At 73.4% G+C, this 22,693-nt stretch carries 21 protein-coding genes; 10 read left to right on the forward strand and 11 right to left on the reverse strand.

Annotation, left to right across the window (positions count from 1 at the left end; genetic code table 11):
• Nucleotides 1-94: 94 nt before the first annotated feature.
• The 3 genes from NYF13_RS30155 to NYF13_RS30165 all read right to left on the reverse strand — a co-directional run bounded on the left by NYF13_RS30155 (nt 95) and on the right by NYF13_RS30165 (nt 3,023).
• Nucleotides 95-1,219 carry a polysaccharide deacetylase gene (locus NYF13_RS30155; protein ID WP_315661320.1) on the reverse strand — a complete coding sequence of 375 codons (1,125 nt, stop codon included), beginning with the start codon at nt 1,217-1,219 and terminating at the stop codon, nt 95-97.
• Between the two features lie 146 nt (nt 1,220-1,365).
• Nucleotides 1,366-2,589 (reverse strand): FAD-dependent oxidoreductase, encoded by a 1,224-nt coding sequence (locus NYF13_RS30160; protein ID WP_315661321.1) that lies wholly within the window; start codon nt 2,587-2,589, stop codon nt 1,366-1,368.
• Complete coding sequence (locus tag NYF13_RS30165) at nt 2,586-3,023, reverse strand: nitroreductase/quinone reductase family protein (protein ID WP_315661322.1); 438 nt, start codon at nt 3,021-3,023, stop codon at nt 2,586-2,588. Before NYF13_RS30165 ends, NYF13_RS30160 begins: the two co-directional genes overlap by 4 nt.
• Before the next feature lie 72 nt (nt 3,024-3,095).
• Here NYF13_RS30165 and NYF13_RS30170 point away from each other — a divergent pair, with 72 nt between their 5' ends.
• Nucleotides 3,096-3,653 carry a MarR family winged helix-turn-helix transcriptional regulator gene (locus NYF13_RS30170; protein ID WP_315661323.1) on the forward strand — a complete coding sequence of 186 codons (558 nt, stop codon included), beginning with the start codon at nt 3,096-3,098 and terminating at the stop codon, nt 3,651-3,653.
• 24 nt (nt 3,654-3,677) lie between these two features.
• Here the strand turns inward: NYF13_RS30170 and NYF13_RS30175 are convergent, their stop codons facing one another.
• A complete protein-coding gene (locus NYF13_RS30175) occupies nt 3,678-4,445 on the reverse strand; it encodes an SDR family NAD(P)-dependent oxidoreductase (protein WP_315661324.1) in 768 nt (255 codons plus the stop codon).
• Between the two features lie 56 nt (nt 4,446-4,501).
• Between NYF13_RS30175 and NYF13_RS30180 the strand changes: the two genes are divergently transcribed.
• A complete protein-coding gene (locus NYF13_RS30180) occupies nt 4,502-4,969 on the forward strand; it encodes a MarR family transcriptional regulator (RefSeq protein ID WP_315661325.1) in 468 nt (155 codons plus the stop codon).
• 19 nt (nt 4,970-4,988) lie between these two features.
• Here the strand turns inward: NYF13_RS30180 and NYF13_RS30185 are convergent, their stop codons facing one another.
• Together NYF13_RS30185 and NYF13_RS30190 are read right to left on the reverse strand one after the other, a co-directional pair.
• Complete coding sequence (locus NYF13_RS30185) at nt 4,989-6,482, reverse strand: cryptochrome/photolyase family protein (RefSeq protein WP_315661326.1); 1,494 nt, start codon at nt 6,480-6,482, stop codon at nt 4,989-4,991.
• A 24-nt stretch (nt 6,483-6,506) separates the two neighbouring features.
• Entirely contained in the window at nt 6,507-7,784 is a 1,278-nt protein-coding gene (locus NYF13_RS30190) for an NAD(P)/FAD-dependent oxidoreductase (protein WP_315661327.1), read from the reverse strand.
• A gap of 225 nt (nt 7,785-8,009) precedes the next feature.
• Between NYF13_RS30190 and NYF13_RS30195 the strand changes: the two genes are divergently transcribed.
• The gene (locus NYF13_RS30195) at nt 8,010-9,389 is read left to right on the forward strand and encodes a deoxyribodipyrimidine photo-lyase (protein ID WP_315661328.1); all 1,380 of its coding nucleotides are present in this window, start codon (nt 8,010-8,012) and stop codon (nt 9,387-9,389) included.
• A 15-nt stretch (nt 9,390-9,404) separates the two neighbouring features.
• Here NYF13_RS30195 and NYF13_RS30200 read toward each other — a convergent pair whose 3' ends face one another.
• From NYF13_RS30200 to NYF13_RS30210, 3 genes are all read right to left on the reverse strand, one after another.
• Nucleotides 9,405-10,754 (reverse strand): TIGR01777 family oxidoreductase, encoded by a 1,350-nt coding sequence (locus NYF13_RS30200; protein WP_315661329.1) that lies wholly within the window; start codon nt 10,752-10,754, stop codon nt 9,405-9,407.
• 74 nt (nt 10,755-10,828) lie between these two features.
• On the reverse strand, nt 10,829-11,260 hold the full coding sequence (locus NYF13_RS30205) for an SRPBCC family protein (RefSeq protein WP_315661330.1): 432 nt from the start codon (nt 11,258-11,260) through the stop codon (nt 10,829-10,831).
• A 39-nt stretch (nt 11,261-11,299) separates the two neighbouring features.
• Complete coding sequence (locus NYF13_RS30210) at nt 11,300-12,097, reverse strand: DUF1295 domain-containing protein (protein ID WP_315661331.1); 798 nt, start codon at nt 12,095-12,097, stop codon at nt 11,300-11,302.
• A 350-nt stretch (nt 12,098-12,447) separates the two neighbouring features.
• Between NYF13_RS30210 and NYF13_RS30215 the strand changes: the two genes are divergently transcribed.
• Nucleotides 12,448-12,765, forward strand: a complete 318-nt coding sequence (locus NYF13_RS30215; RefSeq protein WP_315661332.1) for a DUF3099 domain-containing protein — start codon at nt 12,448-12,450, stop codon at nt 12,763-12,765.
• Here NYF13_RS30215 and NYF13_RS30220 read toward each other — a convergent pair.
• Together NYF13_RS30220 and NYF13_RS30225 are read right to left on the reverse strand one after the other, a co-directional pair.
• Nucleotides 12,717-13,640, reverse strand: coding sequence for a MerR family transcriptional regulator (locus NYF13_RS30220; RefSeq protein ID WP_315661333.1), 924 nt, complete (start codon nt 13,638-13,640; stop codon nt 12,717-12,719). The two genes, NYF13_RS30215 and NYF13_RS30220, sit on opposite strands and share 49 nt — an antisense overlap.
• A gap of 160 nt (nt 13,641-13,800) precedes the next feature.
• Nucleotides 13,801-15,183: a glycosyltransferase gene (locus NYF13_RS30225; protein WP_315661334.1), complete on the reverse strand. Its 1,383-nt coding sequence runs from the start codon at nt 15,181-15,183 to the stop codon at nt 13,801-13,803.
• Nucleotides 15,184-15,241: 58 nt separating this feature from the next.
• Between NYF13_RS30225 and NYF13_RS30230 the strand changes: the two genes are divergently transcribed.
• The 6 genes from NYF13_RS30230 to NYF13_RS30255 all read left to right on the forward strand — a co-directional run bounded on the left by NYF13_RS30230 (nt 15,242) and on the right by NYF13_RS30255 (nt 22,559).
• Complete coding sequence (locus tag NYF13_RS30230; RefSeq protein WP_315661335.1) at nt 15,242-17,317, forward strand: glycosyltransferase family 4 protein; 2,076 nt, start codon at nt 15,242-15,244, stop codon at nt 17,315-17,317.
• A gap of 47 nt (nt 17,318-17,364) precedes the next feature.
• On the forward strand, nt 17,365-19,104 hold the full coding sequence (locus NYF13_RS30235; RefSeq protein ID WP_315661336.1) for a cytochrome bc complex cytochrome b subunit: 1,740 nt from the start codon (nt 17,365-17,367) through the stop codon (nt 19,102-19,104).
• Between the two features lie 326 nt (nt 19,105-19,430).
• Entirely contained in the window at nt 19,431-19,727 is a 297-nt protein-coding gene (locus NYF13_RS30240) for a hypothetical protein (protein WP_315661337.1), read from the forward strand.
• Complete coding sequence (locus NYF13_RS30245; RefSeq protein ID WP_315661338.1) at nt 19,714-21,009, forward strand: JmjC domain-containing protein; 1,296 nt, start codon at nt 19,714-19,716, stop codon at nt 21,007-21,009. Before NYF13_RS30240 ends, NYF13_RS30245 begins: the two co-directional genes overlap by 14 nt.
• Nucleotides 21,006-21,923, forward strand: coding sequence for a sucrase ferredoxin (locus NYF13_RS30250; protein ID WP_315661339.1), 918 nt, complete (start codon nt 21,006-21,008; stop codon nt 21,921-21,923). Before NYF13_RS30245 ends, NYF13_RS30250 begins: the two co-directional genes overlap by 4 nt.
• 159 nt (nt 21,924-22,082) lie before the next feature.
• Nucleotides 22,083-22,559 carry an ATP-binding protein gene (locus NYF13_RS30255; protein ID WP_315661340.1) on the forward strand — a complete coding sequence of 159 codons (477 nt, stop codon included), beginning with the start codon at nt 22,083-22,085 and terminating at the stop codon, nt 22,557-22,559.
• Nucleotides 22,560-22,693 lie beyond the last annotated feature (134 nt).

A 22,693-nucleotide genomic window follows, 5' to 3' on the forward strand; every position in this document is an offset into this window, starting at 1 on the left:
CGGAGAACCGCTGTGACCCAATTCACCGGCCGGCCCCATCCGACGAGCCGGTCCGGCGACGGCTCGCCGGGTCACCTCCGGCTCAGGCCGCCCCTCACGGCTGCGCGGCCGGCATCTGCCGGTACCGATCCAGCACGGCCGGGTCCTGCAGGGACATCCAGCGGATCACCTCGCTGTAGGTGGCGCACACCGTCTCCGGCTTGCCGCAGACCTCGCCCATGAAGTCCTCGGTCGCCTTGGCGAAGGCGCCGCCCGCCCAGTCGTTGAAGTGGTTGCCCACGACCAGCGGAGCCCGGTTGCCCTGGAAGGCGGCCTGGTAGGCCCCGCGGTAGGTCTCCACGGTGTCCTGGGTGTACTCGGCCGTGTGGGAGCTGTCCTCCTGCGCGTGGTTGTACTGGAACCACAGGTTGTAGTCCATCATGATGACCTTCTTGCCCAGCGCCGGGACCTTCACGTACGGCATCCAGAACTCCCACAGCCCGTCCACCTGGGACGGCCACTTCACCCCGTCCGACGGCCGGCTGGAGTCGTACTGCAGCCCCGAGTCGCGCATCGCCGGGAAAGCCTGCGCCCAGTCCCCCTCCAGGCAGGGGGTGCGGCCGCCCTTGATCGCCGCGGGGTCCACGCGCAGGCCGCGGCCGGTGCGCGCGCCGTCGACGAAGCCGAAGAACTGCCGCAGCTCCCGGTCCCACGCGGCGGTGCTCCAATGCCCGACGCTCGGCTCGGCCCCGGTGCAGAAGTGGCCGTTGTAGTGGGTGCCGATCTCCTCGCCCTGATCCACGGCCGTGTTCAGGTCGGACACCAGGGTGCGCACCTCGTCCTCGGAGCCGCCGAACCCGATCGACGCCTTGCCCGTCGGGTGCCCGGGCCCGGTGTACTGGCCGCGCTGCGCGTTCGGCAGCAGGTAGATCCCCGACAGGAACCCGCTGAAGTGCGCGTGCACGGACTTCGCCAGCGGCAGCACCCGCTGCCAGTGGTCGTGGGAACCCGCGCCGTCGAAGGAGAACAGCACGAACTGCGGTGGCTTCTCCCCCGGGCCCAGTTTGTGCATCCACGACGCCGCTTCGGCCGGCGGCGCCGGTACGGACACCGGCGGCGCCGACGACGCGGGCCACTCCGGCGACCGGTGGCCGTCCAGCTTCACCAGCAGGACGCCCACCAGCACCGCCGCGACGCCCATCGAAAACCACGCACCCGGTTTGCGGAACACGTGCGCCATCGCCCCACCCCCTGCTCGGATCCTCCCCTTCCGGCGTGGTTCCCGCTGCTCACCGGGCCATGCACGTCTGTGTGATTCCTCTTACGGAGGCAACCTCGGCCGGTCCGGGTGATTCCTGGCGGCCCCGGCTCGCCGGACGGCCCGGATCACCCGAGGTCAAGCCGGCCGGGGTCGAGCTGTGGTGGATGGGGGCCGTACGCGTTGTCCCGCGCGGCGCGGGCCCGGAGGGCGGGCACGGCGAACAGCCAGCGCAGGAACCCGGGCGGGGCGGCCGAGCGGCCGCGGGCGCGGGCCCGGGCGGACTTCTGCTCCACCCGCACCTGCTGGGCTTGCACGGCGGTGATCGCCGGTTCCCGGTCCCGCTGCACTCCGGCCAGGTCGGCCACGGCCGGCGCCGCGCCCGCGCGCAGGACCGGCACGAGGCGGTTCGCGGTGGCGACGGCGTCCTGGACGGCCATCAGGATGCCGTTGCCCCCGACCGGGGAGATGACGTGGGCGGCGTCGCCGATGAGCAGGAGCCCCGGGCGGTACCAGCGCTCGACCCGGGAGATGTCGACCGACAGCAGGGTCGTCTGCGCGAAATCGGCCAGCAGGTGCACGCGATCGGCCAGCCAGGGGACGTGCTCGCGCACGAAGCGGCGGATCGGCTCGACCCCCGCGTCCCGGACCTCGGCGTAGGAGCCCTTGGCCAGGCTGTAGCCGACCTGCCAGTCGCGCACCCCGCCGAGCACCCCGATGTAGCTGTCGTGGCCGAAGTACAAATCCAGGTCCGCTTCGGGCGGATCGCCGGGCCGGCGCGGCAGCCGGAACCAGAGGATGTCCGTGGTCGCCCCGAGGTTGCGGGCGGTCAGGCCGGCCAGCCGCCGCACGGTGGAGTACCGGCCGTCGGCGCCGACGAGCAACGAACAGGAGAGTTCGCCGCCGCGGTGGCGGACGCCGCGCACCACCCCGGCCTCGTCCTGCACCAGCCCGGTGACCTTGCAGCCCGTCCGGAGCGTGAAGCCGGGCAGCTTCGCGCACTCCTCGGCCAGGAAGTCCAGGAAGCGGACCTGCGGCATCAGCGCGACGTAGTTGTACGGGGTCCGAAGCCGGTCGTAGCTCGCCGTCTCGAACACCGCTTTCGGGGTGTGGAACCGGAAGGAGCCGGCTTTGAAGTGCTCGAGCCGCAGCAGCCGTTCGGCCAGGCCGAGCCGGTCGAGCAGTTCCAGGGTGTAGGGGTGCAGCGAATCGCCGCGAAAGTCCCGATCGAAGTCCGAGCGCGATTCGAGGACCGTCACCGAGACCCCGGCCCGGGCCAGCAGGTAGGCCAGCACCATCCCGCCCGGTCCGCCGCCGGCCACGACCACCTGCGGGTTGCCTTCGCCGGTCACGGCCTCGCCACCAGCTCGAACACGGCCATCTCCCCGAGGTGGGCCCTGATCTCCTCCCGCGGGGCGTCCGGGGCGACCGGAAACGCGCGGATGGCCCACGGGACGCTCATCGACGCGAGGTACTGCGACACCACCTCGGCCGCCGGCGAGTCCGGGACCGCCACCGCGAGCCGGTCCTCGCGCGAATCCCGCCCCAGCACCGCGCAGGCCGGATCAGCGAGCAGATTGCGAACCCAGTCGCGTTCGCGCGTCGGGGAGACCAGGAACTGCCGTCCACCTCGCCGGACGACGGCCAGCGGCACGAGCCGGGCCTGCCGCGACGCCCGCCCCCGGGTCTCGACCACCCGCAGCGCGTACTCGCCCTCGGCCACCGGTTCGGCCGGCGCCTGAAGCAGCTTGGCCACCATCTCGGCGTTCATCCCTTGGACATCCATCGAACCTCCCGCATCTCGCTAGAGAATCTAGCAAATATAGCTAGTTTATCTAGCGAAGACTAGGATTGCCCGGTGGGCGACCGACGAGACTCAGCACTGCGGATCAGCCAGGCCCTGCGCGACCTGCTGGCCGAGGCCGGTCCGGCCCAGCAGGGCATGGCCGCGAGGCTGGGCATCGGCAAGACCGACGCCCAGGCGCTCCAGCACCTCGCCTCGGCCGGCCGGCCGATCGGCACCGTCGAACTCGCGCACCTGCTCGGCATCCGGTCGGCGTCGGCCGCGTCCCTGGTGGACCGGCTGGAAGCGGCCGGGCACGTGCGCCGCCAAGCCCACACCAGCGACCGGCGCCGCGTCACCCTGACCGTGAGCGAGACCGCCCAAGGCGCGGTCCACGCCGCCCTCCGGCCCATGCTGACCGACCTCGCCACCCTGATCGAGCGCCTCACCGAGGAGCAAGCCGCCACCGTCGCCGACTTCCTGGACCGCTCGCTGACCCTCCTGCGCAGCCACCGAGACCCCGCCGCCGGAAGCCGGCCGCAGCCGGTCCAGGCCCGTTCGCCCCGAATTCCCGGTGCCGGAGAGCGCACCGGCCAGGAGCCTGACCACGCCGACCGGGACGAAGCCGGCTGAAACCCCGCTGGAGATGGCACCGGCTCAGGCCCCGTAGACCGGTACGTCGAAGCGGCCGGAGAGGTCGTCGAAGACCTGCTGTTCGGCCGCGCGCCGCCCGGTGAATTCGGCGGTCGCGGTCGGGCCGAAACCCACTTCCGGGCGGGAACCGTCCAGCGCGGGGAACACCGCGTCGCAGAATTCGGCCGGATCGGCGCCGTGGGCCGGGCCCGGCCCGGCGAGCCCGGTGGCCACCGCCGGGGGGATCAGCTCCACCACCCGGATCGGCGTGGCTTTCAGGGCATGGCGCAGGTTCGTCGTGTAGCTGTGCAGGGCCGCCTTGGCCGCGCTGTAGAGCGGAGCGAACGGCTGCGGGACGAACGCCCCGCCGGAGGTGACGTTGACCAGCACACCCGGGCGGCCGTGGGCCAGCATCCGCGGCACGAGCAACCGGCTCAGGTGGACCGGCGCGGCGAACAGGACGTCGATCTCGTGCTGCTCTTCGGACCACGGGGATCCGTCGGATGCGATGCCCGTCCGCCGCTGGAGGCCCGCGTTGTTGATCAGCACGTCCAGCTCCGGCATCACCCGGCCGACGTGGTCGGCCAGCCGCCGTCGCCCGTCCGGGGCCGCGAGGTCGTTGGTGAAGGTTTCCAGGCCGGGCCGGCGGCGGGCCGCCTCGGCGAGCCGGCCGGAGTCCCGGCCGGTGATCACGACGCGGTGCCCGGCGGCGAGGTACCGCTCGGCCAGGCCGAGGCCGATGCCCGAGCCACCACCGGTGACGAGCACCGCGCGCTTCAAGTGAGTTGTCATGTAAACCAGCATGGACCGTTTCCGTTTACATGGCAACACCGGGGTAGGGTGTCGGCATGACGCGGCTGCTCGACGACTCCGAAATGGCGCGGTGGACCGCCTGGAAACGGGCGAACGACGCGATCCTGGCCGCAGTGGCCCGGGAGATCCAAGGCGCGGCCGGGCTGTCCGCGGCCGATTTCGCCGTCCTTTCCCGCGTGGTGGAGAACGGCGGCGGCCGCCTGCCCCAGCACGACCTCGGCGCCATGCTGGACTGGAAGCGCGCCCGGCTGTCGCGTCAGCTCTCCCGCATGGCCGGGCGCGGACTCCTGCGGCGTGAAGACGGCGACGGCCGGCGCGTGCTGGTCGTGGTGACCGACGACGGCCGGACCGCCCTCGCCGCCGCCCGCCCGGCCCACGCGCGGGCCGTTCGCCGCGCCCTGTTCGGGCCCGCCGGCGCCGCGGGATCCGATGAGTTCTGGGGCGTCATCCACGAAATCGCCGCGAAGACCGAAGAGCACCCGCAGCCGCCCGGCCCGCACTGAGGCGCGCCCGGGCCCCGGCTCAGAACTCGGTCCGCCGGTGTTCCTGCTCGACGACGGCTTCGAGGTCGGCCAGCCGGGCCAGCCCGTTGAGCGGCTGGCGCATCCGCTGGTTGCCGCGGAGACGATCGGCGGTGCGGTCCAGGAAGGCCCAGTAGCCGGCCGTGAACGGGCAGGCCGTGGGACCGAGCCGCCGCTTCGGGTCGAACGGACAGCCACGGCAGTGGTCGCTCATCCGGTTGACGTAGGCCCCGCCCGCCGCGTACGGCTTGGTCGCGACGATGCCGCCGTCGGCGTACTGGCTCATCCCGATCACGTTGGCCGGCATGACCCAGGGGAAGCCGTCGACGAACGCCGTGGCGAACCACTCGGTCAGCTCCCCCGGGTCGTAACCCCGCTGCAGGGCGTGGTTGCCGAGCACCATGAGGCGTTCGATGTGGTGGGCGTAGCCGCGGTCGCGGACCCCGGCCAGCGCGGTCCGCAGGCAGCGGGCGCCGACCGCCCCGGGGTCGAGGTCCCGCCACCACCCGGGAAGCGGGGTGTGCGCCCCGAGTTCGTTGTGGCGGAGGTAGTCCGGCCCGAGGTACCAGTACAGGTGCCACACCCACTCGCGCCAGCCGAGCACCTGCCGGATGAAACCCTCCACAGCCGGCAGTGGGGCGGTGCCCTCCCGGTAGCGCCGCTCGGCCTGCTCGACGACGTCGAGCGGGTGGAGCAGGCCGAGGTTGAGCGGCACCGAGAGCAGGGCGTGCGACATCGCCCAGTCCCCGGCGAGCATCGCGTCCTGGTGGGCGCCGAAGGAGGGCAGGCGGTCGTCCAGGAACTTCCGCAGCGCCCGGCGGGCTTCGGCCCGGCTGACGGCGAACCGCCGGGGGCCGTCGGCGCCCACCGTGGTGATCAGCCCGTCGCGGGTCCAGGCGTCCAGGTCCGCCCGGACCCGCTCGTCGACCTCGTTCTCCTCCGGGTGCCAGGGCCGGGGCACACCCAGCTCGGACCGCTTCGGAGGCGGGTTGCGGTTGTCCCGGTCGAAGTTCCACTGCCCGCCCGCGGGCTCTCCGTCCGGTTCGAGCAGCACCTCGAACCGGCGGCGCTGGTCCCGGTAGAAGTCCTCCATCACGAACCGCCCGCGGCCGCGGGCCCAGCTCGTGAAGTCGGCTTTGGACCGGGCGAACCCGGCCGCCGGCCGGATTTCGGCAACCAGCCCCTCGCGGTGGAGACGGCGCACCAGCCGGTCGGCGGCGTGCGATCCGGGCTCGTGCACCACGACCGGTTCACCGGCCTCGGCCAGACCGGTGCGGTAGTCCGGCGCCCGGATCAGCGTCACCCGGTCGGGCAGCTCGGCCGCGAGCCCGCGCAGACCGGCCAGGACCAGGTGCAGCTTCTGGCGGTGGTAGCGCTTGTGGGCGAACGCGTGCGCCGACTCGATCAGCACGATCCGGCGGCCGGCCAGGTCACCGTCGCGGAAGTGCGGTCCCAGCTGGTCGGCGAACAACCACAGCGGCGGCCGGTCGCTCATCCGTGCCCCCGGGTCGCGCGTCGCTCAGCCACGGCCCGCCGCCCCGGTGGGGTGATCGCGGCTGACGGCCCGCGCGGTGCGGCGGCCGGAGACGAGACTTCCCTGGATGGAGCTCGTGTCGCGGTGGTCGCCGCAGACGTACAGCCCGGGCTCCAGGCAGACCGGGCGGCGCAGCTCGTGCGGCGGCGCCATGCTCGGCAGCGCGTGCGGAATCCGGTAGTCGGCCAGGAGTTCCCAGGTGCGCGTGCCGGTGCGGTAGAGGCGGGCCAGCTGGTCGCGCACGGCCCGCTCGTCCCCGGTGTCGGTGGCGGCGCCGGTGTTGGAGGAGGCCAGCGTGGTGGCCGCGATCAGCGCCTGGCCCTCGGGTGCGTAGCCGGGTGCGACGGCGGAGATCACGGCGGTGTTGCACACCGGCCCGTCGCGGCGGGCGTCGATGGTCAGCACCGGCTGTCGCAGCGGCGGCGTGGTGGTGCGGTAGTAGAAGGTGCGCAGCCCGTTCCAGTCCGGTACGGCCAGCCCGGGGATCAGCCGGTTCGCGGCGGTGGAATCGGTCGCGACGACGACCGCGCGAGCGCGGTGGGCGGTGCCGGCCGTCAGGACCGTCCCGGGCGCGACCGCGTCGACCGGGGTGTCGAGCGAGAGGGTCCCCGGGGTGAGGCGATCGGCGAGCTGCTGCGGGAGCGCGCCCATCCCCCCGGCGGGCAGCACGGGCGCGGCGCGCAGGAAACTCCGCCACACCAGGTGGAAGAACCGGCTGGAGGTGGTCAGCTCCGCGTCGGCGAAGACCCCGGCCAGGAACGGCGTCAGCACCTGATCGACGCAGGGGCCGGACAAGCCCCAGCGGCGGAGTTCGGCCCGGGTCGTCTGGTCCGCGGCCCCGGTGAGCAGCCGGGCCGGGCCGGCCAGGTCCCGGGCCGAGAGCGCGGCCAGCGCCAGCACGTCCCGGACTCCGACCGGACCCCGTTCCAGCAGGCCGGGAATCGCTCGGAGGGTGTCGAAGGGATGGCCGAGCAGCCGGGACCGGTCCCCGTCGACCAGGCGGACCGCGCGCCAGAACCGCCGCGGAGCCAGAGCGGGCAGGTCGATCAGCGCCCGGACCGCCGGGTAGGCCGGGTTGAGCAGCTGGAACCCGCGATCGAGGGTGAACCCGTCGACCACGTCGGACCGCACCCGCCCGCCGGGCCGGTCGGCGGACTCGAACACCCGCACCCGGTGCCCCCGGCGCTGCAGCTCGACCGCGGCCGCGAGACCGGCCAGGCCGGCCCCGACCACGATCACATCGGTGTCGGGCTCCGCGCGCATCGGCGGTCTCCAATCCGAGCCGGCTCAGCACTGTTCACTGTGGACTGTGCGCTCCCGGTCCCGGCGACGCGCGCCGGACCGGGCCCCCCTGAGCACCGTACGGCACCAGCGATGGGGAGGCTGTCTGGCGCGCATCGCCGCGAGGCTCGAATGGACAGCCGTCACGCCCTGTGCGACCGTTGTCCCCCGGTCCGGTTTTCCCCCAGCACAGGAGTTTTCACGGCGATGACGGTGTCGATCGCGCTGTTCACGCGCGACCTGCGTGTGCACGACAACCCCGTACTCGCCGCGGCCGCCGAAGCCGAGCAGTGCATCCCCCTGTTCGTCCTGGACGACGCGATCCTGAAGGGCCCGTTCAACCGGCCCAACCGGGCCGCCTTCCTCCTGGACAGCCTGCGGGACCTCGACGAGGGCCTGGCCCGCGCCGGAGGGCACCTGGTCGTGCGGCGGGGCCGGCTGGTCGACGAAGTCCTGTCGCTGGTCCGCAAGCACCAGGTGCGGTCGGTCCACGTGGCCGCCGACGTCAGTGCTTTCGCCCGGCGCCGCGAGGACGCGCTGCGCGAGGCCCTCGATGCAGAAGACGTCGAACTGCACGTCCACGACTCCTCGATCACCGTCGTCGCACCGGGTTCGCTGACGCCCACCGGCAGCGGCAAGGACCATTTCGCGGTGTTCACCCCCTACCTGCGCCAATGGTCCGAAGCCGGGAAGCGGTCGGTGATCCGCCCGCCGAAGCGGCTCTCCCTGCCGAAGCTGCGCACCGGCAGCCTGCCGTCGCTCAAGGACCTCTGCGCCGGTGAGCGCTCGCCCCACCTGGCCGCCGGGGGCGAGACGGAGGGGCGACGGATCATGAGCCGGTGGGTGGACCACGAAGTCCGCGAGTACGAGCACCGGCACGACGACCTCGCCGGGGACGGCACCTCCCGGCTGTCCCCGCACCTGCACTTCGGCACGGTTTCGGTGACCGAGCTGATCGAGCGCACCGGTTCGGAGTCCTCCGGCGCGCAGGCGTTCACCCGGCAGCTCGCCTGGCGCGACTTCCACCACCAGGTGCTGGCGGCCCGGCCCGAATGCGCCACCCGCGACTACCGGTCCCGCGGGGACCGGTGGCGCCGCTCGGACCGCGACTTCACCGCGTGGTGCGAAGGCCGCACCGGCTTCCCGATCGTGGACGCCGCGATGCGCCAGCTCACCGACGAGGGCTGGATGCACAACCGGGCCCGGTTGATCGTCGCGAGCTTCTTGACCAAGACCCTCTACCTCGACTGGCGGCTGGGGGCCCGGCACTTCACGGACCTGCTCGTCGACGCCGACACGGCGAACAACCAGATGAACTGGCAGTGGGCGGCCGGCACCGGCACCGACACGCGGCCGAACCGGCTCCTCAACCCCCTGCGGCAGGCCGAGCGCTACGACCCGGACGGCGACTACGTCCGCAAGTACGTCCCGGAGCTGTCCGGGATCCCCGGCAGCGCCGTCCACCAGCCGTGGAAGCTGTCCGGCGACGAGCGCCCGGACACCGGCTACCCGGACCCGATCGTCGACCTCCGGAGTGGCGCCGATCGGTTCCGGGACGCCCGCGAGGAGTCCAAAGCCGGCCGGTGAACCGGGACAGGGCGCTCACCCCGGTTCCCCCGCCGTGTCCGGTGTCGTGGTCGCGAGCACGTGCGCGAGCGCCTGGTCCAGCCGCCGGTGCCGGAAGACGTGCCGGAGATCGAGCAGCCGCTGTGGTCGCACGCGCTGATCGGCGAAGGCCAGCTCGCGGGCGCCGGTCTCGCCGAGCAGCAGCCGCGGCCCCAGGTACGGCACCTTCAGCACCGCCGGCCGCCGGAGCACGGCCGCGAGCGTGCGGGTGTACTCGGCGTTGCGGACCGGATCGGGACCGGCCGCGTTGACCGGGCCGGCCAGGCGCTCGTCGGTCACCGCCCTCAGGTAGAGGTCGGTCAGGTCGTCGAGGCCGATCCACGGCATCCACTGCCGGCCCTCGCCGAGCGGTCCGCCCAGCCCGGCGGCGAACAGCGGGTGGTGCAGCCGCAGCACCCCGCCGCGAGGGCTGAGCACCAGACCGGTCCGCACCCGCACCACCCGCAGGTCCCCGCCGGCCGCGGCGGCTTCCTCCCAGTCGGTGACGACGTCGGCGAGGAACCCGCGACCGGCGGCGCTGCCTTCCGTGAGCACCTCGTCGCCGCGATCGGCGCCGTAGTAGCCGACGGCGGAAGCGGCGACGAACACCCGTGGTCCATCGGGGGTGCGGGCCGCGAGCTCGGCCAGCGCCCGAGTCGGTCCGATCCGGCTGTCGCGCACCGCCCGCCGGTGCCGCTCGCCGAACCGGCCCGCGATCGAAGCACCGGCCAGGTGCACCACCGCGTCGACCCCGGCGAGCAGGTCCCGATCGGGGTCGGCCGGGCGCCATGTCCGCTCGTCCCGGGTCCGGGGTTCGCGCCGCACCAGCCGGACCACCCGGTGGCCGCCCGTGGTCAGCAGCGCGGTCAGCGCCGAGCCGACGAGACCGCTCGCCCCGGTCACGGCCACCGTCATCGGCTCGTGCCGGTACCGGTGCTGAGCCGCGAGGTCGGCGGCGAGTTGGCGGTGGCGGTAGGCGAACATCGATCGCAGCACCACCGCGGGCAACGGGGTGTCGACCTCGTCGGTCACCACGGTGCGCTCCGGGCCGTCGGCCTCGAACCGATGGGTGTGCCGCCAGGGCAGCACCGTGGACAGGCCCGGGGTGGCGAGCCGGTCGACGAACTGCGACGGCGGCCGGTAGCCCTCCGCCCGGTGCTCGGCCGTCCACTTCACCCCGCCCGGGAAGATCAGCTTCGCGCGGCCGTCCCGCAGGGACCCGGACTCCGAACCGACGCGAACGGGCGGCCAGGGCGGCGACAGCCGCGCGATCGCCCCCGGCCGCGCGTGCCACTCGAACACCTCGTCCAGGGGCGCGGGAACCACACTGGAGAACTTCAGAGACACCTGAGCACCTCACCGTGAGAGCAGAGCGCGGTCCCGGACCGGGCGGGCCGCCGGACTTTCAAAGGGCGTTGCTTTCAGAGGGCGTTGATCGTCCCGGTCATCGCCTCGACCACGCCGTCACCCTGTTTCTCGAACTCGCGGACCAGGAACGGCCCGGCCAGCTTGGCGAGCCCGTGGAACACGATGGTGGCCCGGTAGCCGATCACGCTGCCGCCCGGGGCCGGGCCGATAGTGAAGTCGTCGGTGGAGGTCGCGGTCTTGTTCTTCCCGACGAAGACCAGCCGCTCCGGCTCCAGGCGGACGAGCTCGTAGCGCAGCTCGGTCTCCTTGCCCCGGAACCGCGAGACGTTCCGCCACCGGGACCCGGTCCGGATCGGCCCCTCGTCCAGGCGGACGCAGGACAGCGTGCCCGGATCCCACTGCTCCACGTGCGCGAAGTCCCGCAGGTAGTCCGCGACGACGCGGACCGGCTTGCGCACCGGGATGATGCGCTCCACCTCGACCATGGCGGCGAATCCTTTCGGTGATCACGGCGGCCGGGCCGGCTAGCGGCCGGCCCGCCGGGGTGGCAGTGGCAGGAACCCGCTGGTGCGGCGCATGTAGGCCGGATAACCGGGGCGGGTGATCATGGACCGTTCGAGCGTTTTCTTCCCCGAGCCCCGGGTGAGCAGGTAGGTCATCAGGAGGGGGGCGGGCACGGTGAGGACCCCCGGCCAGTGGTCCGCGGCGACCAGGAAGATCCCCCACCAGACGCACGCGTCGCCGAAGTAGTTGGGGTGCCGGGTGAACCGCCACAGCCCGCGGTCCATGACACTGGCGGCGACCTGTTCGGGCGGCTGGGCCCGCTTCCACCGCTTGTACCGCTCCAGCTGCGCGTCGCCGACGGTCTCGAACACCATCCCGACGCACCAGAGCACGACGCCGAGGACGGCGACCGGCCCTACCCGCCCGGCCTCGAACGCGCCGACCTGCAGCGGCGCCGAGATCACGAACGCCAGCACCGCCTGGGGCGCATAGACTTTCAGCACGGCGTTCAGGAACGGGTGCGCCCGCCCGGAGCCGAGCAGCTTCTCGTAGCGCGGGTCTTCGCCCCGGCCGGCGGACCGGCGGCCGAGGTGCACGGCCAGGCGGATTCCCCACACCCCGGCCAGGACCACCAGGACCCAGCGGCGGACCGGGTCACCGTGGCCCTGCGAGGTGACGAACGCCGCGAGACCGACCCCGGCGAACAGCAGGCCCCAGGCGGTGTCGACCACGTTGTGGCGCCCGGCCAGCACGCCGAGCCCGGCGGTGACGGCGATCAGCCCGACCACCACACCGCCCGTCCACCCCAGGGACGCCACGAAGGCAGCGCCGGCGAAACCCGTCACCGCCCGGCCCCGGAACCGCTCAGGCCGGCCGGCCCGGTCCGCTCCCGCCCCATCACTGCCCCATTCCTCCACCCGGTCGCCGGAAAGGGCGACGGCTCGACCCGCATCGCCGCCCTGCATCGCCCGTGAAACGGTACCCGGGAGCGGGGCAGCCGGCCCGCCGAACCGGCCGCGCCCCTCGAGACCGGCCGGTCCCGTCCGGCAAAAGCGCGGCGGCTGACCCACGCGGTGCCCGCCGGACGAGGCGTAGAGTCGGCGTCGTCGGCGAAACGCGAGCGGACGCTCACCCGGAAAGCCGGCGGACCACCGGAAGGACGGTCAGGATGCGGGGTCCCCGCGACGCGGCCGAGCCGGTGCTCATCACCGACGCGGCCCCTTCTCCGGCCGACGAGCTGCGGTCCCGCAAACGCCGGTACACCATCATGATGCTGTGCCGGATCCCCTGCCTGGTGCTGGCCGGGGTCTTCGCGCACACCTGGTGGCTGGCGGTGATCTTCCTGGCCGCCTCGGTCCCGCTGCCGTGGCTGGCGGTGATGCTGGCCAACGAGGGCCCGGCGCTGCGCTCCGGCCCCGTGCCGCGCCTGCGGCCGGGTCAGCGCCGGTTGGGCACCGGGGACGAGCGGCGCCTGCGCGGCCGCTGAGCCACGGCGCGGGCTCGCGCCCGTGCCCCGGACGCGACCCGGAGCGCGTCGTCGAACGTTTCCGCGACCGGCTCGGGCCCGTTCACCGCGGGCACCCAGCCCGGTCCGGCGGGGCAGACGCCGATCCCGGCCCCGCGCAGTTCGCGCAGCAGCGGCAGGTCGGCGGTCGAGGAGGTCATCGACCACAGCAGGACCAGCGGCGGGCGGAACCGGCGAACCACCTCCGAGACCACCTGTCCCGGCACCATGCCGCCGAGGTAGACCGCCGGGGCACCCGTCTCCCGCAGCGCCGCGTAGAGCATCTTGACCGGCAGCTCGTGCCGCTCGCCCGGACTGCACGCCAGCACCACCGGTTCGGCGAGCGAAGCCTCGTCCACGACCGGGACGTGGCGGTCGAGCGCGGCCGAAGCGGCGGCGGACAACGTCCATTCCGCGGCCATGCAGTCCTCGCCGTCGTTCCACCGGTCCCCCAGGTCCCGCAGCACCGGGGCGATCACCGAACCCCAGGTGCGGGCCGCGCCCAGGGTGGCGAGCGCATCGTCGAGCAGGCCGGCCAGGGCACCCGAGCTGAGCCGGCCGGCGGCCGAGCCGATCGAGGCGATCCGGGCGTGCGGGGGCACGTCCGCGGCCGTGCCGGCCAGCGCCGTGCTCGCCGCCGTGCGGGCCGGGTATCCCTGCGCGAGCAGGCCGCGCATCCGGCGCAGCCGGTCGAGATCGGCGGCGGAGTACCAGCGCCGGTCCCCGGAGTCGCGGTGGCTCGCCCCGATGCCGTAGCGGTTGTCCCAGGTCCGGAGGGTGACCTGCGGGACCCCGAGGATCTCGGCCACCTGCGCGGAATTCCAGCGGGCCGGGGTGCGCGCGGGCGGGACCGCCATGGTCAGCCTCACCCGCCCCTGTCGCCCGGATCCGGAAACGATCGTCGAAGCGGGGATTGTCCCACTGCCCGATCACGCTCACAACGGCACCGGGCCGGTGTTCCTCGCCGGGCTGCACGGCGGGGGCGGAGCCCGTAGGTTTGCAACGCACTTGCATCGATCACCCGGGAGAACCCATGACCTGGAGCAACCGGGCCGCCGCGAACGCCGGTCCCCCGCTCGCGCCCGGCGCCACCGCGGGGTGCTGATCCGCCCCCGGGACCGGCCCGGCCGGTCCCAGCAGGCTCGCGACGGCCTGCTGGACCCGCTGCGGGGTCAGCGCGGCCGGGTCCAGCACCCGGCCGGCCGCACCGCGTTCCACGTCGTGCGCGATCGCGAACTGATCGCTGGAGAACGGCAGGACCACGGCGGGCACGCCGGCGGCGAGGCACTCGGTGAACGAGTTGTTGCCGCCGTGGTGCACGACGAGGCTGGTGTGCCGCAGCAGCGCGCGTTGCGGCACGTGGTCTTCGACCAGCACGCGCTCGTCCGGCCCCAGCGCGGCCCGCACCGCCGCCACCCGGTCCCCGGCCACCACGAGCACGGCCAGGCCGGGCGAGCGCAGCACCCCGCGCGCGACGGTGACGAGCACGTCGTCCCGGGCCGAGAGGAACGTGCCGAACGACACCAGCACCAGCCGCCGGCGGCCACCGCCGGTGAGCCCGGCGATGCGGTCGAGCCACCCGGGCGGCAGGGCTTCGGTGCCATCGGTGCCGCTGGTGCAGTGGCCGGCGAAGATCTTCACCGGCCGGCTCGGCAGGGCGGGCAGCCAGGGCAGCTCCGGGTAGTTGAGCACCACGGCCTCGGACGAGGTGAGCGCGAACGCCCGGCCCGGCGCCGGCCGCCCCGGCGCGTGCTCCGCGGTGAACTCGGCGAACAGCCGGGTGAACAGCACGTCGTTTTCGGCCGCGGTCTCCCGCAGCTCACGCAGCCGGACGGGATCCGGTGTGATGGCCTCCGGCCAGTAGGGCGGCACGCCGAACCACCGGCCGGGCCCGTCGAGCAGGTAGCTGGGGTGGCCCGGGCAGAACGTGGCCCAGCGCGCGCCCAGGCAGTGCAGGGCCAGGGTGACGGAGTAAGCGAGCTGGTCGACGAGGTACCAGTCCGGGCGCAGGCGCTCGTCGAGCGCGCGGATCGCGCCCAGCACCGCTTCGGGCGCCGAGAGCATGTCGGCCCGCCGGTGCCGCACCTGGGTCAGCAGGGCGGGCAGGGCCCCTTCCGCGGTCGCCGCGAGGAACTCGGCCAGCCGCGCCGCGCCGGCCCGGTCCTGGCGAGTGCGTTCGGCGATCCCGGTGTTGGCGTTGTCACCGAACACCAGCGGCCGGAACGGCACCCCGAGCGAGTCCGCGAGACCCTCGAACTCCGGTGCGCAGGCGAAGCTCACCTCCGCCGAACCCGTCGCGCCCAACGCCGCCGCGACTGTCGCGAGTGGACGCGCGTGCGAAGCGAACGGCGGGCTGATCACCACGATCCGCTGCCGCCGGCTCCCGGTCGTGACGTCCATCCGCTCTCCCCGCTGGTGCTCGGCCACCCCGCAAGACTGCCATGAAGGAGATCCCCTCGTGCCTGAGTCGCTGACGAGACCCGCCCCCGACCCGATCGCCGCGTTGCGCAACTCCGGCTCCACCGTCCCCGGGGACGAGCCGGCGGCTCTGCACCCCCGGTTCCGGACGCCGGCCTTCCTGGAGTACGCGGGAGTCGCCCCGGCCGGCCCGCTGACCTCCGCGGAACTGCTTCCGGCGCGGCTGCGCCGGCTCGTGCGGACCGGTTCCGGCCAGACCCCGGAGGCGTTGCTCGCCGAACTGTCCGCCGTGAATCCCGACACTCCCGCAGGCGCTCTCGCCCTTTCGGTGGGGTTCGACGCCTTCGCCGGTTCGCTCGCCTCAGCCGGGCAGGAAGCCGCGGCGACGGCGCTACGGCAAGCCTTTCGCGACGGACCGCGCGAGCTGCGGCCGTTCCTGCTGGACGCGGCCGAGAGACACGGCTTGGCCTGCTTCGAGGTCGCCGAGGTCGCTGCGGCCGCCGAGGACGGCCGCAGTCACCGTCACGCCGCCGTTCGGTACCTCTCTTCCCGGAGCCCCGATCCTGCCGCGGCGGCGGCTTTGGCGGACTTCCACGCCTCGGCCCACAGCGGCTACGACCGGCTGCTGGCCGCGGTGGCGCTCGCCGGGACAGACCGGCCGGTGCTCGAAGGCCCCGGGTGGCCGGTCCGGCGGGCGGCCGCCGTGGACGGGCTCACCGTCGCCCAGTCCATGCTGCTCGGTCCGGCCGACCGGCCGGGGGCCGGGGCCAGCGGCGGCCTCACGGTGCTGTTGAGCGGTCTCGGCGACGCGCTGGGCCGCCGGCCGGGCATCGGCCGGGTGCTCACCCTGGTGCTGTGCCCGGCCCCGCAGCTCGGCCACGACCTCCCGCTGGTCACCGGGGACGGTGCCCACCTCACGGTCCGGATACCCGTCGACCACGAGGTCCCCCCGGCCCAGGCCGACCTGGCCCGGCACCGGGCCTCGATCACCTTCTGGACCCGGCACCTGCTGCCGGCGGCCGGGCTGGTGCCCGGACTCGTCCACGTGCGCTACGCCGACGACGGTTCGGTCGCCATCGCCGATGCCGCCCGCGCGCTCGGGGCCCGGGTCGTGTTCACCCTCACCGCCGATCCCCACCGGGCGCTGGCGAGCCGGTACGGCCCCGGCACCGATCCCGACCCGGCCGCGGCCGGGACCGACCTGCACCGGATGTACGCGGCCGACCGGCTGATCACCGCCGCGGACACGCTGCTCACCCTGCCCGGTCGCGCGCCCGGCGAGCTGGAGCGCTACTTCCCGCCGCTGGCCCGGGGCGAACGGGCGACCACGGCCATCGAGGAGGGCATCACCCTGAGCCCGCCCGGGGAGACCTACGGCTTCGCGCGGCAGGAACAGCTCGCGCAGTCCCTGTTCACCCGGGACCGGGACCGGCCGAGGCTGTCCGCGGCCGCGCGGGGGCTCCCGCTGATGGTGTCGGTGGGCCGGCTGCACCCGGTCAAGCAGCAGGACCTGCTCCTGCGGGCCTGGCTCGACCGCGGGCTCTACCGGCACTACGCGCTGGCGATCATCGGCGGCGACCTCACCGACCCCACCCCCGACGAGCGGCTCGTGCAGAGCCGGATCCTGGCGCTGGCCGCCACGGTCCCCGAAGCCGAGGGCCGCTTCGCCCTGCTCCCCGCGCTGCCGAACAGCAGCGTCCGCCGGCTGGAGCACGGGCTGCGGCGGTTCCTGCCCGCCCCCGCCGCCCACCTCTACGTGTGCCCCAGCGAAAAGGAGGAGTTCGGCATCGCAGTCCTCGAGGCGATGGAAGCCGGTCTCGTGGTCATCGGGCCCCGGCGCGGCGGCCTGGGCCACTACATCCGCCACGGCGAGAACGGGTTCCTCGCCGACACCGGCGATCCGGCCCGCTTCGCCGACGATCTCGCCTCTCTGGCCGGGATGCTCACGGCCGACCCGCGCACCGCCCGGGCCATCGGTGAAGCGGGGCGGGCGACCGTGCTGACCCGGTTCGACATCAACCGGGTCGCCGCCCGGTTCGCCGACGCCTACCGGGAAACCATCGCCGCCCCCCGCCCGTCCGGGCACCCCCGTTGCACTCGCGATGCAGAAGTGTGACGATCAGGGAGGCACCCGCCGCCGACCGCTCAGCCCGAGAGGTGCGCATGAGTTCTCTCACCACGCCCACCAAGGGTACGAGCGCGCTGGAGAAGCAGCTGGGTCTGGCTGCGGACAGCGCTGATCAGCGTTATCACATGGCGAAGGGTTTGCGGCACCAGTTCAACAAGGTGTTCCCGACGCATTGGTCGTTCCTGCTGGGTGAGATCGCGTTGTACAGCTTCATCATTTTGTTGCTGTCGGGTGTGTATTTGACGTTGTTCTTCGATCCCTCGATGGAGGAGGTCGTCTATCACGGCAGTTTCCAGAACATGCAGGGTCTGGAGATGTCGAAGGCGTTCGCGAGCACGTTGGACATTTCGTTCGATGTGCGTGGTGGTTTGTTCGTGCGGCAGTTGCATCACTGGGCGGCGTTGATCTTCGTGGCGTCGATGATGGTGCACATGCTGCGGATCTTCTTCACGGGTGCGTTCCGGCGTCCGCGTGAGGCGAACTGGGTGATCGGCAGTTTGTTGCTGGTGCTGGGTATGTTCGAGGGTTTCTTCGGCTATTCGCTGCCGGATGACCTGCTGTCGGGGACGGGGATCCGGGCGACGTTGTCGGGGATCGTGTTGTCGGTGCCGGTGATCGGTACCTGGATCCATTGGGCGTTGTTCGGCGGGGAGTTCCCGGGCACGGAGATCATCCCGCGGTTGTACACGATCCACATCCTGCTGGTGCCGGGGATCATGCTGGCGTTGATCGGGGCGCATCTGGCGTTGGTGTGGTATCAGAAGCACACGCAGTTCCCGGGGGTGCGGCGCAAGGAGACCAATGTCGTCGGTATCCGGATCATGCCGGTGTTCGCGCTCAAGGGCGGGGCGTTCTTCACGCTGGTGATCGGGGTGCTGGCGTTGATGTCGGGGTTGTTCCAGATCAACCCGGTGTGGAATTTCGGGCCGTACAACCCGGCGCAGGTGTCGGCGGGGTCGCAGCCGGACTTCTACATGGCGTGGGCGGACGGGATGCTGCGGATCTGGCCGGCGTGGGAGGTGTATCTGGGGAATTACACGATTCCGGCGGTGTTCTTCCCGGGTGCGGTGGGGATGCCGGTGCTGATCGGGTTGCTGCTGGCGTATCCGTTCCTGGAGCGGCGGTTGTCGAAGGACACCGCGCATCACAATCTGCTGCAGCGTCCGCGGGACGCGCCGGTGCGGACGGCGCTGGGGGCGATGGCGCTGGGGTTCTTCCTGGTGATCGAGTTGTCGGGGTTCAACGACATCATCGCGGATCAGTTCGACATTTCGCTGAACGCGACGACGTGGGCGGGGCGGATCGGGGTGCTGCTGGTGCCGCCGGTGGCGTATTACCTGACGTACCGGTTGTGCCTGGGGTTGCAGCGGGCGGATCGTGAGGTGCTGGAGCACGGGGTGGAGACCGGGATCATCAAGCGGTTGCCGCATGGTGAGTTCATCGAGGTCCACCAGCCGCTGGGCGGGGTGGACGGGCACGGTCACGCGGTGGCGCTGGCGTATCAGGGTGCGAGTGTGCCGAAGAAGATGAACAAGCTCGGTACCGCCGGGCACGCGGTGCCGGGGTCGTTGTGGACCCCGGACCCGCCGGAGGAGTCGGCTGCGCTGCACCGCGCTTCCCACACCAACGGCAACGGGCACAACGGCAACGGCAATGGGCACAACGGGAACGGGCACGGGCCCGGCAGCAACGGTTACGGTCACGCCGGGCAGGACGACATCGGCGGAACCCCCCAGGAAGCCCACCCCGAAACCCACCAGATCGGGCCGCGCTGAGCCCCGGGGGCGGGTGACCGGCGCCCCTCTCCCCCACCGCGGACTGCCGCCGGGCCGGGTGCGGCCCCTCAGCCCGATCTCGCCCCGGCCCGGCGGCACCAGCACCGGCCCCCGTGCGGTCGCGGCTGTTCGCCCGTCTCCGGCGACCCGGTGGAGCCCCGCGACCGTCCGGAGATCCACTTCGGACTCACCGGCCCCGCGCCGCCGTCGGCGGACCCGCGAAAAAATTCCCTCATCGAGTGGCCGGAATCATGATCGCCGGGCGCTGGTAGTGGGTACTCCCGGGGCAGCTATCCCGCAGTTCCCGGATGAAGAAGGAGACAGCTATGGCTCTCGGCGACGAGGACATCACCACCACGTCCACGACCGGAGGATCGGAAGGCCCCGCCGACTCGGGCGCCGGTCGCGGCGTGCCGGGTCAGCACGACGGCGGCGCGGACGGAGGCGCCGACTCGGGCGCCGAAGGCCCCGCCGACTCCGGTGCCGGCAGCGGTGTCCCGGGCCAGCACGACGGCGGCGCGGACGGAGGCGCCGACTCGGGCGCCGAAGGCCCCGCCGACTCCGGTGCCGGCGACGGCGTCCCGGGCCAGCACGACGGAGGCGCCGACGGTGGGGCACGCTGATCTGAGCGGCCCTGCGGCCGGTGCCGGGACCTCCGCCCAGGCGGTCCCGGCACCGGTCGGCGCCGGTCCGGCGGGCGGGGCGCTGGAACGCCTCGTCGGCCCCGACGTCCCCGCTTTCGCCGAGGAGCACTGGAGCCGGAAACCGTTGCTGCGCCGCGGCGCCGACCGGACCGGTTTCCGGGATCTGATCGACCTGGACGACGTGGACGAGCTGCTGTCGCGCCGCGGGCTGCGGACCCCGTTCCTGCGGATGGCCCGCAACGGGCAGCTGATCGATTCGGGCTCGTTCACCGGTGGCGCCGGGGTCGGCGCCGAGATCGGCGACCAGGTGCGCGACGACCGGGTCGCGGCGCTGTTCGCCGAAGGCAGCACCATCGTGCTCCAGGCGCTGCACCGCACCTGGCCCGGGGTGCTGGACTTCGTGGTGGACCTATCCGACCGGGTCGGCCACCCGGTGCAGGCCAACGCCTACCTCACCCCGCCGTCTTCGCAGGGGTTCTCCGCGCACTACGACGTCCACGACGTGTTCGTCCTGCAGCTCGCCGGTCGCAAGCACTGGACCGTGCACGCCCCGGTCCACCCGGCCCCGTTGCGGAGCCAGCCGTGGACCGAGCACCGGGAAGCCGTCACCGCCAGTGCCCGCGACGACGCCCCGGCCATCGACAGCGTGCTCGAACCGGGCGACGTGATGTACCTGCCCCGGGGCTGGCTGCACTCCGCCGTCGCCCTCGGAGGTGTGTCGGCGCACCTGACCCTCGGGGTGCACGTGGTGACGCAGTTCGCGCTGGTCGAAGCGCTGACCTCGCTGGTGTCCTCCGACGAGCGGCTGCGCGCGTCGCTGCCCCTCGGCGTGGACGTCGCCGATCCCGCGCAGCTCGCCCCGCAGCTCGACCACGTCCGCTCCGCGCTGATCGAGGCGGTCCGGCGGGTCTCCCCCGAGGACGTCGCCCGGCGGGTGCGCGGCCGGGTCTGGTCGGGCCGCCGCCCCGAGCCGATCGGCCCGCTGGCCGCCGCGGCGTTCGCCGGCCGGCTCGAACCCGGTGACGTCGTGCGGCTGCGCGCGGGCCTGGGGCACCGGCTGGTCCCCGGGAAGGACTCCGTGGTGCTGGAGCTGCCGGATCGGCAGCTCTCGCTGCCCACCGCCACCGGAGAAGCACTCCGCGCGGTGCTGAACGGCGCTGCGTGGCCGGTCGGGCGGCTGCCCGGGCTGGACGAACCGGATCAGGTGGTGCTCGTGCGCCGGTTGCTGCGAGAAGGTGTGCTCGTGGCAGCCACTCCATGACCGGACCGAGAGCACCGCAGTGGCGCCGATGCGCCGAACTCGCCGACGCGGCCGGCGACGCCCTCGCCGGTACCGCGCCTCCCGCGTCCCGCTGGTTGCTGATCGAGCACCCCGGGTCGTGGAGCCGGAAGGCCTTGGACGCGCCCGGGCTGGATCCGGCCGCCGTCGCCGCGGTGACCGCGTGGGCCGGGCCGGCCGACGCCAGGATCGTGCTGATCCGGCGGCCCGGCCCCCGGGTCCGCGACACCGCGTCGCGGCAGTGGTTCCTGGTCGACGCCCGTCCTGGGCGGGAAGCCATCCGCACCGGCGAATTCCACGACGCCCGCGGGCTGGCCGCGGTCCCGGCCGATCAGGGCCGCCCGTTCACCGGGCCGCTGACCCTGGTCTGCGCGCACGGCAGGCACGACGCCTGCTGTGCGGTGCGGGGCCGTCCCCTGGTGGCCGCGCTGGCCGCCGCCCGCCCCGAAACCACCTGGGAGTGCACGCATCTCGGTGGCTGCCGTTTCGCGCCCACCGCCGTGGTGCTGCCGCACGGCTTCACCTTCGGCCGAGTGCCGCCCGCCGACGCCGCCGGCATCGTCGACGACTACGTCCGGGGGCGGCTGGACACCCGATGGCTGCGCGGGCGCTCGGCCTTTCCCCCGGCGGTGCAGGCCGCGCAGCACCACGCCCGGCGCGCCACCGGCGCTTGCGGGATCGACGAACTGCGGCCGTCGGCCCTCGAGCCCGCCGGTGCCGGCCGGTGGCGGGTCGAGTTCACCGATCCCGGTTGCTCGGTGCTGCTCCAGGAGCACCGCACCCCCGTCGACCGGCCGCTGACCTGCGCCGCGGCCGCCCCCGGCCAGCTCCGCGAGTTCGCGCTGCTCGACGTGCGGACTTCAGCGCCCGGCCGTTCCGGCGATCGCCCCGATTGAGGGAATCCGTTCGCGGGTAGTCGAAGAGCGACGCCGGGTGGTTCAACCACGAGCTGCCGCGTTCGTTCCACCGCGCGGCGGTGCTGCCGGCCGGCGGACGTTACGCGCTCCGGGCACTGGGGACCGGGGCACGGGTGACCTGAGAGGGAACGATCGAGCATGAGTGGATCCAGTGACCGGCACCACGACCTGATGACCGGACCGGGAGCACCGGAGCCGGGCGGCGACGGGGCCGGGCCGGGGCCGATGCGGTCCAGCATGGACCTGCCCGCGGAGCTGACCCGGCTGCGGGAGGCCCGGGCGTGGGCGGTGGCGTTCATGTGCCGCCACTGCCCGGATTCCGGCATGGATTCGGTGTCCGACCTGCGCATGGTGGTCGACGAGCTGGCCTGCAACGCGCTGCGCCACGCCCGCGCGCCGTACCGGCTGGCCCTGACCCTGCACCAGGACCGGCTCCTGATCGAGGTGTCCGACACCAGCACCGAGCCGGCCCAGCCGCGCGACGCCTACCAGGACGGGGGGCGCGGGCTGACCCTCATCGACGCCATCGCCACCCGGTGGGGGCAGGAGCCCCGGACCGAGGGCAAGACCGTGTGGGCCGAGCTCCCCGTGCGTCCGGGCGACGACCACGGTTGACCGATCGGCTGAATGCGCGAAAGCGGTCGACCGAACGGGCGTGGCCCGCGCGGAGTCCGGGCGTGTTGCCGCCGGGGCCGCGGGCCGGGCCTTAGGCTGATCGGGTTGCGTGGTTGAAACTCCAGCCCTGCACC

It is taken from the genome of Amycolatopsis sp. PS_44_ISF1 (assembly GCF_032335455.1).
Classification (GTDB): domain Bacteria; phylum Actinomycetota; class Actinomycetes; order Mycobacteriales; family Pseudonocardiaceae; genus Amycolatopsis.

Bases quoted from the DNA above. Each gene is read 5' to 3' on its own strand.
- NYF13_RS30155 (WP_315661320.1), bottom strand. From the start codon at position 1,219: ATGGCGCACGTGTTCCGCAAACCGGGTGCGTGGTTTTCGATGGGCGTC.
- NYF13_RS30165 (WP_315661322.1), bottom strand. From the start codon at position 3,023: ATGGATGTCCAAGGGATGAACGCCGAGATGGTGGCCAAGCTGCTTCAG.
- NYF13_RS30175 (WP_315661324.1), bottom strand. From the start codon at position 4,445: ATGACAACTCACTTGAAGCGCGCGGTGCTCGTCACCGGTGGTGGCTCG.
- NYF13_RS30180 (WP_315661325.1), top strand. From the start codon at position 4,502: ATGACGCGGCTGCTCGACGACTCCGAAATGGCGCGGTGGACCGCCTGG.
- NYF13_RS30185 (WP_315661326.1), bottom strand. From the start codon at position 6,482: ATGAGCGACCGGCCGCCGCTGTGGTTGTTCGCCGACCAGCTGGGACCG.
- NYF13_RS30190 (WP_315661327.1), bottom strand. From the start codon at position 7,784: ATGCGCGCGGAGCCCGACACCGATGTGATCGTGGTCGGGGCCGGCCTG.
- NYF13_RS30195 (WP_315661328.1), top strand. From the start codon at position 8,010: ATGACGGTGTCGATCGCGCTGTTCACGCGCGACCTGCGTGTGCACGAC.
- NYF13_RS30205 (WP_315661330.1), bottom strand. From the start codon at position 11,260: ATGGTCGAGGTGGAGCGCATCATCCCGGTGCGCAAGCCGGTCCGCGTC.
- NYF13_RS30215 (WP_315661332.1), top strand. From the start codon at position 12,448: ATGCGGGGTCCCCGCGACGCGGCCGAGCCGGTGCTCATCACCGACGCG.
- NYF13_RS30220 (WP_315661333.1), bottom strand. From the start codon at position 13,640: ATGGCGGTCCCGCCCGCGCGCACCCCGGCCCGCTGGAATTCCGCGCAG.
- NYF13_RS30225 (WP_315661334.1), bottom strand. From the start codon at position 15,183: ATGGACGTCACGACCGGGAGCCGGCGGCAGCGGATCGTGGTGATCAGC.
- NYF13_RS30235 (WP_315661336.1), top strand. From the start codon at position 17,365: ATGAGTTCTCTCACCACGCCCACCAAGGGTACGAGCGCGCTGGAGAAG.
- NYF13_RS30240 (WP_315661337.1), top strand. From the start codon at position 19,431: ATGGCTCTCGGCGACGAGGACATCACCACCACGTCCACGACCGGAGGA.
- NYF13_RS30250 (WP_315661339.1), top strand. From the start codon at position 21,006: ATGACCGGACCGAGAGCACCGCAGTGGCGCCGATGCGCCGAACTCGCC.
- NYF13_RS30255 (WP_315661340.1), top strand. From the start codon at position 22,083: ATGAGTGGATCCAGTGACCGGCACCACGACCTGATGACCGGACCGGGA.